This window comes from Candidatus Polarisedimenticolia bacterium (genome assembly GCA_036004685.1).
Lineage (GTDB): Bacteria > Acidobacteriota > Polarisedimenticolia > Gp22-AA2 > AA152 > DASYRE01.
Genome location: DASYRE010000054.1, coordinates 1 through 12,481, shown reverse-complemented (window position 1 = coordinate 12,481; position 12,481 = coordinate 1). Strand labels below are relative to the sequence as shown.

Below are 12,481 nucleotides of genomic sequence, written 5' to 3'. Positions count from 1 at the left end.
AAGGAGGAGATTCATGCGCACCGCTCTGCTCGCGGCTTTCGTCCCGCTGCTCGCGTTCACCGCTTCCTGCGACAACGGAGACACCATCGTTTCGACCTCCGACTGCGGCCTCATCCGCAGCGATCTCCTGGGCGCGTGGGACGTCACCTTCCCGTCGCAGAGCACGCAGCTCTTCGCCTGCTCCAACACCTCGTTCAACAACAAGAGCGTCGTCATCCCTTCGGGAACGACCTCGTTCAACGACGTGGAAGTCTCCGCTTCCCGCAGCAACGTCGGCTTCTTCTTCCACAACGGCGGAAGCCCCGAGGACATCTTCGGCAACGTCGAGACCGATTCGTGCTCCATGCTCTTCTCGTTCCTGACGGCGGCGTCGACCACCGACTCCACCCCGCTCTACCTCCAGTGCATCGGCACGCTGAACCGCCAGAGCGGGATCGTCCGCGCCGAGTGCGACTCGGCGACGGTGCTCGACGAGCCGCTGACCGATCCGGTGACGGTCGTCTCGGATTGCGATCTGACCCTGATCCTGGATCCCACCGTCTCCATTCATTAAGTGTCGCGTCTCGGAAATGGCGTTAACATCGAGGCTGTCGAGGCGACCGGATCGCAAGGCGCGCCGAAGTGCCGCGTACCCAAGCGGTACGCCAGCGAGGCGCAACGCGGCGAGCGGGGATGCATCGGCAGCCGAATGTAACGGGATTTCGGAGACGCGGCACTAGTATCGCGGAGCCCTGGTGCGCGGATTTGAGAGCGCCACCCCCGAAGTCCGGGAGATCCTGGGCCGGCGGATCGACCAGCTCGGGCTGAAGCTCGAAGGATCCCCGGTGGAGCGCTTCGTCCTCCAGCTTCAGGACGAGATCCGCCGCAAGGGGCTCAAAAAGTTCCAGGCGGTCTGCTATCTCACCGACGAGTGGGGCTGCCCCGACCAGGAGCCGATCATCGGAATCCCCTTCTACCTGGCCGACCCCAAGCTCGCCACGCTCGAGAAGGAGATGAACGATCTCGAGGACGCCCGCGAGATCATGATGTACCTGCGGCACGAGGCGGGGCACGCCCTGAATTACGCCTACCGCCTCTACGCCACGCCCGAGTGGAGAAAGCTGTTCGGCCCTTTCAACCGCCGCTACCGCGAGCACTACCGGCCCGTTCCCTTCTCGCGCCGCTTCGTCCGGCACATCGAAGGTTGGTACGCGCAGAAGCACCCCGACGAGGACTTCGCGGAGACCTTCGCCGTCTGGCTGACGCCGGGATCGGGGTGGCGCAAGCGGTACCGGGGATGGCCGGCCCTCGCGAAGCTGCGCTACGTCCACCGGATCGCGCGCGAGATCGCCGATCGGGAGCCGACGGTGGGGCACGGCAAGACCGACCTTACCGTGGCGGAGATGAAGGTCACGGTCGAGGAGTTCTACCAGAAGGCGGCCCGCCGGAATCGCGCGGCCGTGGACGTCGCGATGGAAGGGGACCTGCTCGACATCTTCGGGAAGCCGGTTCGGCGCAAGAACGGCCTGCGGCCGGCCGCCGAGATCGTCCAGGAACACCGCGAGGATCTGACCGACAAGATCGCTTACTGGACCGGCGTGCGGCGTCCCGTCGTCCGCGCCCTGGTCGAGTCCGTCATCCGGCATTGCGGCGAGCAGAAGCTCCTGGGAGATCCGGCGAAGGAGGCCGCGTACCTCGTGGAGCTTACCGCGTACGGCACCACCCTGGCCATGAACTATCTCACGCGCGGCCGTTTCGTACTAAAGTAACGGGAACCGAGGTTCCGGAAGGCGGCATCGATGGCGAAACTGCGAATCGCCGTGCTCTACGACATCTGGTACGACGACTCCCAGGAGGAACCTCCGGAGGGCAAGCCTTCCCGCCGGAAGAAGAAACCGGACAAGGAAGACCGGCAGGAGATCCATGAGGCCCTCCGGGAGGCGGGCCACTCCCCTTTTTATGTCAGCATCGACGGCACCCGGGAGTCCCTGGCCGAGCTGGCCAAGACCGAATGCGACCTGATCTTCAACCTGACCGCCTCGTGGGCGGGGGACGACACCAAGGACATTCATCTCGCCGCCTACCTCGACCTCTGCGGATTCAAGTACACGGGCGCGGGGCCGTTCGGCCTGCATCTGTCGCAGAACAAGTCCCTCGCCAAGAAGATCTTCGCTTTTCACGGGATTCGCACCCCCTTCTTCGCCGCCGTCTACCGCGGGAGGCTCGACTGGGCGCACGACGACCTTTCCTTTCCGGTCATCGTGAAACCGGCGCGCGAGGACGGGTCGATTGGCATCGAATTCAACGCCGTCTGCGAGTCGATCAAAGAGCTGATGGAGCGGATCCACGACATCCACGAGAAGTTCGACTCCCCCGCCCTGATCGAGGAGTACATCGAAGGGCGCGAGATCTACGTGACCGTCCTGGGAAACGAGAACCCGATCGCCCTGCCCGTCGTAGAACTGGACATGTCGAAGCTCCCGGAGGGGACGCCGCGGATCGCCGGGACCGAGGTCAAGTGGCGGACGGGATCCGAAGCCTACAAGAAGACGAAGAGCGTGATCCCGACCGACCTCGACGAAAAGGTCGGCCGGAAGCTCCAGGAGGTCGCCCTCGCGGCCTACCAGGCGGTCGAGCTCAGGGACTACGGGCGCATCGACATGCGCCTGGCCGCGGACGGCAAGATCTACGTGCTGGAGGTGAATCCCAATCCTTGGCTGCAGTCCAAGGCAGAGGTCGCCCTGGCCGCGAAGGAGTCGGGACGGACCTATCCGGCCCTCATCGAAGAGATCGTGAATCTGGCCCAGGCGCGGTACGGCCCCTGACGGCCCGCCTTCCGGTATAATCGGGAACCCCGAACCATTTCATCGAGGAGAGCATGCGCAAATCAAGGCCTTTCCATCGCCGCCTCGGCGCGCTGCTGATCGCCGCCGCCCTGGCGGGATTCGCGGCCCTGCCGGCCGCCGCCCAGAGTCTGGCCGACTTCGAGAAGAAGGTGACGGTCAAGACGCTGCCGAACGGCTGGACTTTCATCATCTACGAGCGGCCCGAGGCGCCGGTGTTCTCGTTCTCCACGCACGTCAACGTGGGATCGGCCCAGGAAGTCCCGGGCATCACCGGCATCGCCCACATGTTCGAGCACATGGCCTTCAAGGGCACCGATCATATCGGCACCACCGACTACGCGGCCGAGAAGAAGGCGCTCGACAAGGTGGACCAGGCGTACGCCGCCTTCGACAGCGAGCGACGCAAGCTGCGCCCCGATCCGGAGAGGGTCAAGACGCTCCAGCAGGCCTGGAAGGAGGCGCAGGAGGAAGCGGGAAAGTTCGTCAAGAAGAACGAATTCGGCGAGATCATCGAGCGCGAGGGCGGGGTGGGCCTCAACGCCGGCACCGGGGCCGACTCGACCGTCTACTTCTACTCGCTTCCCTCCAACAAGATGGAGCTCTGGGCCTACCTCGAATCGGAGCGCTTCCTCCATCCGGTGTTCCGGGAGTTCTACAAGGAGCGCGACGTCGTGAAGGAAGAGCGGCGGCTCAGGACCGAGAGCAATCCGATCGGCCGGCTCGTCGAACAGTTCGTGATGGTCGCCTTCTCGGCGCATCCCTACCAGCATCCGGTGGTGGGATACATGAGCGATCTCGATTCGTTCAGCCGCGGCGACGCCGAGAAGTTCTACCGAACCTATTACGTCCCGTCCAACCTCGTCACGACCCTCGTCGGGGACGTGAAGGCTTCGGAGACGACACCGATCCTGGAGAAGTACTTCGGGCGGATCCCGAAGGGCGATCCTCCCCCGCCGATCCGGACGGTCGAGCCGAAGCAGATCGCCGAGAAGACGATCCGGATCCCCGATCCGGCCCAGCCCTTCTACCTCGAGGGGTATCACAAGCCCGCCTCCACCGATCCGGACGGGGCGGTCTACCAGGCGCTGGTGGACGTCCTCTCGAACGGGCGGACCTCGCGCCTCTACCGCAGCCTGGTCCGCGACAAGCAGATCGCCGCGACGGCCCAGTCGTTCCCCAGCTTCCCCGGGGAGAAGTACCCGAACCTGTTCCTGGTGTTCGCCGTCCCCGCCCCGGGCCACACCAACGACGAGGTCCGGGGCGCCATTCGCGCCGAGCTGGATCGCCTGAAGAAGGAGGACGTCACGGCCGAGGAGCTGGCGATGGTCAAGACGCGCGCCCGGGCGGCGCTGATCGAGGGGCTCAACAGCAATCAGGGGCTCGCGAACAGCATGGCCGAGTATCAGACGACGTTCGGCGACTGGCGCGAGCTGTTCCGATCGGTGGACAAGATCGACAAGGTCACGGCGGCGGACGTCCGCCGCGTGGCGAACGCGATGTTCGTGGACACCAACCGCACCGTGGCCATGGTGGACACCACCGGCTCGCAGCCGCGCGCCGGCGGCGACGCCGGTCGCTGACGAAGGAGAAGCCATGACCTCCAGGAGATTCCCGACGATCCCGCTCCTCGTGCTCGCTCTGGCCCTGCCGGCCGCCGCGCAGGTGCAGGACTACCGGCAGATCAAAGCTCCCGCCCTGCGGCCCATCACGATCCCCGAGCCGCAGCGCCTCACCGTGCCCAACGGCATGACGGTGCTGCTGCTCGAGGATCACGAGCTTCCCACGATCGAGGCGATCGCCTCGATCCGCACGGGGACCCGCTACGAGCCCGCCGACAAGGCGGGACTCGGGGACATCCTCGGCGACGTGCAGCGCACGGGCGGCGCCAAGTCGATGAAGGGGGATCAGATCGACGACTTTCTCGAGGCCCGGGGCGCCCGGATCGAGACCGGCATGTCCGAGACCTCCGGCACGGCCAACATGTGGTCCTTGAAGAAAGATTTCCCCCAGGTCTTCAAGCTCTTCGCCGACGTTCTGCGGAACCCGACCTTCGAGGAGGAGAAGATCGCCATCTCGAAGAACCAGATCGCCTCGACGATCGCGCGCCGCAACGACAACCCGACCGGGATCATGTTCCGGGAGTTCGACAAGCTGGTCTACGGCCCGGAAAGCCCCTACGCCCGGACGCCGGAGTTCGCCACCCTCGAGAGCGTCACGCGCGACGACCTGGTGGCGTTCCACAAGAAGTACTACGTCCCGAACCGGACGATCCTGGGCGTGACGGGTGATTTCGACGCGAAGGAGATGGCGAAGACGATCCGGGAGGTCTTCGGCGACTGGCCCAAAGGGGCCGAAGTGAAGGACGCGCCGGCCGCCTATCGCACCGCCCCGAAGCCGGGCGTCTACTACGTCCAGAAGGATGATATGACCCAGTCCGACATCATCCTGGGCCACCTCGGGATCCAGAAAGACAATCCCGACATCTTCGCCGTCGACGTGATGAACGAAGCGTGGGGCGGAGGCTTCGCGGCGCGGCTGTTCAGCAACGTCCGCTCCCGCAAGGGGCTCGCCTACGCGGTCCGGGGGGCGATCGATTCCAATTACGATTTCCCCGGGACGTTCAACGTCTGGATGACGACCAAGACCGAGACCACCGGGGCCGGGCTTGAGGCTCTGATGGTGGAGATCGAGGGCCTCTCGAAGACTCCCCTGACCGAGGAGGAAGTCCAGCGGGCCAAGGACTCGATCCTGAATTCCTTCATCTTCAATTACGACTCGAAGGCGAAGATCCTGCGCCAGCAGATCGTCTACAGCTATTACGGGTTCCCGGCCGACTACCTGTCGCGCTACCGGCAGAACATCGAGAAGGTAACGGTCGCCGACGTCAACCGGGTCGCCAAGAAGTACGTGCACAAGGATCAGCTGGCGATCCTGGTCGTCGGACCCCCGAAAGGCCAGGACCGGCCGCTCGACTCGTTCGGCAAGGTGACCCGGGTCGACATCACCATCCCGCCGCCCAAGAACGCCGGAAGGCCGGGCTCCAGTTCGTCGTCCGCTCCCTGAGCCGCTCGCCGCTCGCGGACGAACGCATCCTTCTCCGGGGTCCGGAATCCTCCGGACCCCGAGAAGGCTCTTCTTTCCTTTTCCTGGAATCAGTTCTTTCCGGCGGCGCCGCGCGCCGCCGCGGCGGGCGAGCCGAGGGCGACGAGCCCGTACTGCGGGACGTCCAGGATGATCTCGTCCCCGGGCCGCCCGTCGAGATCGGCGATCGCGGCGGGAAAGTCCGTCAGGCTGCCCGTCACGTTCATCAGCAGTAGCGGCGAGCCGTCCAGAGCGTAAACCGAGACGCCGCCCCGGGCGGCAACGAAGATGTCCTTCCTTCCGTCTCCGTCAAAATCGTGCATCAGGTCGACGTCGGCGCCGTAAGCGGGTCCGAACAGATCGAGGCTCCCCCCGTCGCCCGGCTCGATCCGCCCCTTCAGGACGGCCAGGCCGCGGGTCGGTGGCGCCGCAAGCCGCGCCTGTCCAGCGCGATCGATCGACTGGGTCCCCTCAGGCGTCTGGACCAGCACGCCGCCGAGCGGATCGGGAACCACCGATCGGACGTAGCCCAAGGGAAGGGTCTTCCAGAGGTTCGCGGCGAGCGCCGTCCGGGCGATCAAGGAAGACGCGTCCTGGATCAGAATCTCCGCCGTCCCATTGCCGTCCAGATCGGCGACGTCCGCGACTCGCAGCGGAGGTCGGGCGGTGTAGTACTGCCAGTAGGCTTCTCCGGACGAGTCGACCACCTTCAGGTGATCTTCCCCTCCCGCGATCCACTCGCTCTTTCCGTCGCCGTCGAGATCGGCCCCGCGCAGGTAATAGAAGTCCTTTCCTTCAAGCGGCGCACCTCCGAGAAGCTCCCCCGAAGGGGAGTATCGGGTCAGTCGGCCCTCGCTCAGCAGCCCGATCTCGGCCGGCCGCCCCTTCCCGGAAGGAGCGACCGACATCGCCGTGGCGATCGGAGCCTCCTTGTCCCTCCACAGCACGCCGAAGTCGGGCGGCGATTTCTCGATCGTCCAGACCACCCGTCCCGGAGCCGGCTTCCCGGTCAGAAGATCAGGGAGCCGCGCCTCCAGCTTCTTCTCGAGATCGGGCTCGAACTCGCCCGGCCTTCCGGCGAGGATCCCCTGGCGATCCACGACGTAGAGCGTGGAGACGACGCGGGTGTCGTAACCCGGGAGCTTCTCGGCTTCTCCGAGGAGAACCGTCGGGTGAAGACCGTGCTTTTTCAGAAAAGCGGGGATTCTCGGGCGATCCTCGGGCGCGTCGACGCTGACGGCGAGAAGCGCGAGCCCCTCCTTGCCGTGTTTCGCTTGCTCCGCCTGCAGGACCTGCAGGTGCCGGGGGCAGGAGCCTCACCAGGTGGTCCAGAGCATGACGAGGACCACCCGGCCCCGGTAGTCCGAAAGGCTGACGGGCTTCCCCTCCAGGTCGTCGAGGGTGAATTCGTGCGCCGGCATCGGCTCGCTGCGTGTCTCGGCGAGCGCGGGCGGGGCGGCCTTCAGCTCTCTCCGGAGCTTCTCCACTTCGCGTGAGATTTCCTGAGACTCAGCGTCGCCGCCTCCTCTCACCTTCGCCAGGCACCGGCGCGCGGAGGAGCGATCGCCGAGGCGCGCGTAGCCCTCCGAGAGGGAGACGTACAGCCGGTCCACGTCCTGGCTGCCGCTTTCGAGCTCCCGCACGATCTCCCGGCGGGAATCCCGCAGCGTCATGATCTCTCCGAGATCGCGGGCGATCGCTTCCGCCTCCCGCAGCTTCTTCACCGCCCCCGCCGCGTCCCTCCGGGCCAGCAGGATTCGTCCCTCCGTCAGCTCGATCTCGAACCTCGGGTCGAAGTAGATCGTTTGCTCGTGGGCTCTCGGATCGCTCTCCTTCTCCAACGCCGCCTGCTCGCGGCCAAGCGCCTCGCGGGCCTGCTTCAGGAGCCTCTCCGCGCTGTCGAGCGGCAGGTGATACCGGAAGTAATACATGCCGACCAGGGCGACGGGGAGATAGCTGTCCTCCTCCGGCGCGGCCCAGCGCTCCAGGATCCGCGCCACATGGGCCGGATCGAACCTCATCGTCCCGACCAGGTCGTCGACCAGCACCCGATAGAGCCTCGGGTCGTGATAATTGGGATGCTGCCTCAGGAAAGCTTCGCACTCCCGGATCCGCTGCGGTCCTCGCGGCGCCGCCATCGCGTCGTCGGCAGCCTTCCTCAGGGCCCGCCATTCCGCCAGCGACCTCGGCGTGTCCTGGCCGGCCGCGCGGGAGGCGCGCGGGGACGATTCCGCTCCAAGGAGAAACGACAGGGCAACGGCGGCGGCGAGAACCGGCAAGAGAACGGGGAGGATGCGGCGACCTGAAAGGGGGCCGGACATCGGCGACTCCGCTGCGGCTCAATCGGAGGCTTCCAGTTCGTCCGATACAGCAAGGCTAAGCCAGATTCTTGCCCTCCGTCAAGGCACGCGGCTCATTCGCCGAACGATGGCTTCTCGGGCAAGGCGAGGAACTCGCGCAGCGCCGCGCGGCGCTCCGCCAAGGCGATCTCGAGCGAATCGTTGTGGTGCGCCCGGGGCAGGAGGACGAAGCGCTTCGGCGCGCGGACCTTCGCGAAGAGCGCGCGGCCGAACGCAACCGGAATGATCTCGTCTTCGCCGGGATGCAGGAAAAGGACGGGACAGGAGATCCGTCCGACGACGGCGGCGGAGTCGAAGCGATCGCGCAGCAGGAGCCGCACGGGAAGATAGGAATAGTGGTGCCCGGCCACCGAGGCGAGGGAATCGAAGGCCGACTCGAGGATGAGCCGCCCCGGCTCCCGCCGCGCCGCCAGCTCGATCGCGACGCCCGCCCCCAGCGATTGCCCGAAGAACACGATGCGCCCGCGCGGCACTTCGAGAGTCGACTCGACGAAGGCGGCCGCCGCCTCGCCGTCGGCGATCAATCCCGCCTCCGTCGGCCGGCCGGTGCTCCGGCCGAATCCCCGATAGTCGAACAAGAGGACTTGCAGGCCCAGCGCCTTGAACGGCGCCATGGCCGGCTCGTGCAAGGAGAGGTTCCCGGCGTTTCCGTGGAAGACGATCACCGTCCAGGGGGCACCGGCTCGCCGGTGGAGCCAACCGTGCAGCCTCTCGCCATCCGTGCTCCTGAAAAAGACCCCTTCGTAGCCCGGATTGAGGCGGCTCTCCTCCGCCGCGCTCCAGGGAACGGGGAAATAGATCAGGCGGCGCTGGACGAGGAAGGCCAGAAGGCAAAGCAAGCCATAGACGACGAGGAGCGCCGCGCCAAGAGTCGTCCATCGCGCCGGCCAGCTGATAAGTGGATCCCTCCGGCTGAGAATGAGCGCAAGTCCAGCCTTTTCCTTGACTTCCCTTTATTCGGAACCTAGGTTCTCGTCTTGTCGGACCCGCAGGGTCCTGCAGGTGCCGACCGTCCGGTCAGGGCGAGGGAAGGAACATGAACGGACTCAAGGCTTTACTGTCGGTCCTGAGCCTCGCATTCCCCCTGTCGATCCAGGGCCAGGAGAATCCGGAAGCCCGCGAAGGCTCCGGGGAGGAGATGATACTCTTCCAGGGGATCCCCTCGGTCTACCGCACCGACCGCGTGGAGTTCATCCGCAGCCCCTCTTCCGCGACAAGGAGGGGACGAGGGAGCAGGTCGCCCGGGATTCTGAGCGAGTCTCCCGGCGCGGAGCCGGCGCTGACGCAGCTCCTGGGGCGCGTGCAATCATGACTTCCGGAGGCTCGAAGGCGAAGACTCCGCTCATCCTCCTGGCCGACGACGACTCCACCAGCCGGATGGTTCTGCGCGAGGCGTTGGAGGTTTCCGGTTTTTCCGTCTCGGAGGTCGAGAACGGCGCCGAGGCCGTGAAAGCCTGCGCGGCGCAGCGGCCGCAGATGGTCCTCCTGGACGTGATGATGCCGGAGATGGACGGCTACCAGGCGTGCGCCGCCATCCGGCGCCTGCCCGGCGGAAACTCCCTTCCGATCATGATGCTCACCGGCCTCGACGACATCGAGTCGGTCAACAAGGCTTACGAGGCGGGCGCGACCGATTTCGCCATCAAGCCGATCAACTGGGTCATCCTCTCCCACCGGATCCGTTACATGCTCCGGTCGAAGACGACGCTCGACAACCTGCGCGAAAGCGAGAGCCGGCTGGCGACGGCCCACCGGATCGCCGGGCTGGGGAACTGGGACTGGGATCTGGAGTCGGGAGATCTCCGGTGGTCGAAGGAGATCTACGCTGCCTTCGGCGTCGATCCGGAGCGCTTCGACCCCGATCCCGGGCGATCCCTCGAGCTGATCCATCCCGAGGACCGGGAGGCGGTCTCCGCGGCCCGCGGCCGCTCGCTGGCGAGCCAGGAGCCCTACCGCATCGACTTCCGGGTCGTCCGCCCCGACGGCGGGATCCGCTTCCTCCACGAGCAGGCGGAGGTCCTGCTCGACGAGGACGGCCGCCCGGCCCGCTTGAGCGGCACGGTCCAGGACGTCACCGACCGGAAAGCCAGCGAGGAGCAGATCCGTTTCCTCGCCTACTACGACGGCCTGACCCGGTTGCCCAACCGCCTGCTCTTCACCGAGCGCCTGGTCACCGCCCTGAACGTGGCGCGGCGCCAGAAGCGGACGTTGGCCATGCTCCTTCTCGATCTGGATCGCTTCAAGGAGATCAACGACACCCTGGGCCACACGCTGGGGGACAAGCTCCTCCAGGGGGTCACCGAGCGGCTCGGCAAATGCCTCCGCGAAGGCGACACGATCGCGCGCGGCTCTCCCGCGGCCCCGAGAGGCGACACGGTGGCGCGGCTGGGCGGCGACGAGTTCATCGTCTGCATCCCGGACATCAACCGGGGCGAAGACGCCGCGAAGGTGGCCTGGCGGATCCTCGATTCCCTGAAAAGCCCGTTCCTACTTGACGAGCACGAGGTCTTCGTCACCGGGAGCATCGGCATCAGCCTCTTCCCGCACGATGGCGAGGACGTCGAGAGCCTCCTGAAGAACGCCGACGCCGCCGTGTACCACGCGAAGGACTGCGGCCGCGGCAACTATCAGTTCTACGACGAGTCGATGAACGCCCGGGCGCTGCACCGCCTCAACCTGGAGGGGAGCCTGCGCAAAGCGCTCGAGCGCGATGAACTGGTTCTCCACTTCCAGCCCCAGGTGGACATGAGATCAGGGCGGATCATCGGGGTGGAGGCCCTGGTGCGATGGAGGCATCCGGAACTGGGCCTCGTGGCTCCCGGAATGTTCATTCCGTTGGCCGAGGATACGGGGCTCATCCTGCCGATCGGCGAGTGGGTCCTGCGCACCGCGTGCGCCCAGATCAAGTCCTGGCAGCGCGAGGGCCATCACTCGCTGAGGATGGCGGTGAACCTGTCGGCCCGCCAGTTCCGCCGGCAGCAGCTTCTGGCGAGCGTCGAGGAGGCGATGGAGGCGGTCGATCTCGATCCCCGCTCCCTGGAGCTGGAGATCACCGAGACGATCCTCCTGCAGGACGTGGAGGAGAACGTCCGCACGCTCCGCAACCTCAAGGAGATGGGATTGCGGATCTCGCTGGACGATTTCGGAACGGGCTATTCGTCCTTGAGCTACTTGAAGCGCTTCCCGATCGACACCCTCAAGATCGATCGGTCCTTCGTCCGCGACATCACCACGAACGCCGAAGACGGCGCGATCACGTCCGCCATCATCTCTATGGCGCGCGGGCTGCGGATCCACCCGATGGCGGAGGGAGTCGAGACCGCCGCGCAGCGGACCTTCCTGCGCCGGCAGGGCTGCCTGCTCATGCAGGGCTTCCTCTTCGGCAAGCCGATGCCGCCCGATCAGCTCGAGCGGCTGCTCTGCCGGCCGATCCAGCCGCGCAAGGTCGCGGGCAAGAGGAAGTCGTGAGGCCGCGGTCCCGCTAGCGTTCGGCGCTTCCCGCCCCGAACGGATGCTCGAAGCTCAAATACAGGAACAGACCGTAGTCGCCCGAGCTGGGTCCGACGCCCACCGGAAGCGCGACGCCCGGGACGATCTGCGTCCCGGAGGGGAGGTTCAGCGCCCACCGCGCGCCCGGGCTGAGGAGGAACGTGCTGGAACGCGAGGTCCGTCCCGGCCCCGTGACCTCTTCGAAGCTGGTCCAGGCCGCCTCGAGCATCAGGTTGAAGTCGGGACGCAACAGCCAGATCAGGCTCTGTCCGAGGTTGTAGCCGGTCGTCCCGGCTTCGTCGCCCGCGTCGTTGCGCTCGGAGGAGAAGTGCTGGATCCCGGCGTTGGAGTGGGCGGCCAGCCCTGGCGAGATCCGCAGGCTCAGGGGGAGGTTCAGCTGGAAGCCGGTCGATCCGGAGCCTCTGCCTTTCTCGTCATCTCCGGTGGGAAGCAGCACGCTGACTCGCCAGGCGAAGGCGAGAGCCTCTCCGGAGCCGCCCGCCGCCTGCCAGCGGTAGTTCAGGGCCAGGTCCCCCGCGCCGGCGCCGCCCGGCGCCTCTTCGCCGGGGTCGAGCCAGGCGAGCGTGTAGCTGAGCTGGTGCTTGGCGCCGAACAGCGGCCACTCCTGGGTGAAGTTCCCGACCCAGTCCCGGCTCTCGCGATACAGCGCGAAGCTGCTGATGTGCTGGACGACGTGATCTTCCTGGTTGTAGGCCTCCTCGACCA

11 protein-coding genes are annotated in these 12,481 nt (G+C 66.3%); 7 read left to right on the top strand and 4 right to left on the bottom strand.

Annotated features, from left to right (window positions below; translation table 11 throughout):
* The first annotated feature begins 13 nt into the window (after positions 1 to 13).
* From VGR67_14815 to VGR67_14795, 5 genes are all read left to right on the top strand, one after another.
* Positions 14 to 553 carry a hypothetical protein gene (locus tag VGR67_14815; protein ID HEV8337683.1) on the top strand — a complete coding sequence of 180 codons (540 nt, stop codon included), beginning with the start codon at positions 14 to 16 and terminating at the stop codon, positions 551 to 553.
* A 181-nt stretch (positions 554 to 734) separates the two neighbouring features.
* Complete coding sequence (locus VGR67_14810) at positions 735 to 1,748, top strand: putative zinc-binding metallopeptidase (GenBank protein HEV8337682.1); 1,014 nt, start codon at positions 735 to 737, stop codon at positions 1,746 to 1,748.
* Positions 1,749 to 1,778: 30 nt separating this feature from the next.
* The gene (locus VGR67_14805; GenBank protein ID HEV8337681.1) at positions 1,779 to 2,804 is read left to right on the top strand and encodes an ATP-grasp domain-containing protein; all 1,026 of its coding nucleotides are present in this window, start codon (positions 1,779 to 1,781) and stop codon (positions 2,802 to 2,804) included.
* A gap of 53 nt (positions 2,805 to 2,857) precedes the next feature.
* Complete coding sequence (locus VGR67_14800) at positions 2,858 to 4,405, top strand: pitrilysin family protein (protein ID HEV8337680.1); 1,548 nt, start codon at positions 2,858 to 2,860, stop codon at positions 4,403 to 4,405.
* Positions 4,406 to 4,418: 13 nt separating this feature from the next.
* Positions 4,419 to 5,888, top strand: a complete 1,470-nt coding sequence (locus VGR67_14795) for a pitrilysin family protein (protein HEV8337679.1) — start codon at positions 4,419 to 4,421, stop codon at positions 5,886 to 5,888.
* Positions 5,889 to 5,977: 89 nt separating this feature from the next.
* Here VGR67_14795 and VGR67_14790 read toward each other — a convergent pair whose 3' ends face one another.
* From VGR67_14790 to VGR67_14780, 3 genes are all read right to left on the bottom strand, one after another.
* Complete coding sequence (locus VGR67_14790; GenBank protein HEV8337678.1) at positions 5,978 to 7,006, bottom strand: VCBS repeat-containing protein; 1,029 nt, start codon at positions 7,004 to 7,006, stop codon at positions 5,978 to 5,980.
* Positions 7,007 to 7,222: 216 nt separating this feature from the next.
* A complete protein-coding gene (locus tag VGR67_14785; protein ID HEV8337677.1) occupies positions 7,223 to 8,227 on the bottom strand; it encodes a hypothetical protein in 1,005 nt (334 codons plus the stop codon).
* A 92-nt stretch (positions 8,228 to 8,319) separates the two neighbouring features.
* Complete coding sequence (locus tag VGR67_14780) at positions 8,320 to 9,105, bottom strand: alpha/beta hydrolase (protein HEV8337676.1); 786 nt, start codon at positions 9,103 to 9,105, stop codon at positions 8,320 to 8,322.
* A 197-nt stretch (positions 9,106 to 9,302) separates the two neighbouring features.
* Between VGR67_14780 and VGR67_14775 the strand changes: the two genes are divergently transcribed.
* Both VGR67_14775 and VGR67_14770 read left to right on the top strand, forming a co-directional pair.
* Positions 9,303 to 9,578 (top strand): hypothetical protein, encoded by a 276-nt coding sequence (locus VGR67_14775; GenBank protein ID HEV8337675.1) that lies wholly within the window; start codon positions 9,303 to 9,305, stop codon positions 9,576 to 9,578.
* Complete coding sequence (locus VGR67_14770; GenBank protein ID HEV8337674.1) at positions 9,575 to 11,734, top strand: EAL domain-containing protein; 2,160 nt, start codon at positions 9,575 to 9,577, stop codon at positions 11,732 to 11,734. Before VGR67_14775 ends, VGR67_14770 begins: the two co-directional genes overlap by 4 nt.
* Positions 11,735 to 11,747: 13 nt before the next feature.
* Here VGR67_14770 and VGR67_14765 read toward each other — a convergent pair.
* Positions 11,748 to 12,481 (bottom strand): transporter (locus VGR67_14765; GenBank protein ID HEV8337673.1); only part of this gene is annotated, 734 nt, incomplete at its 5' end.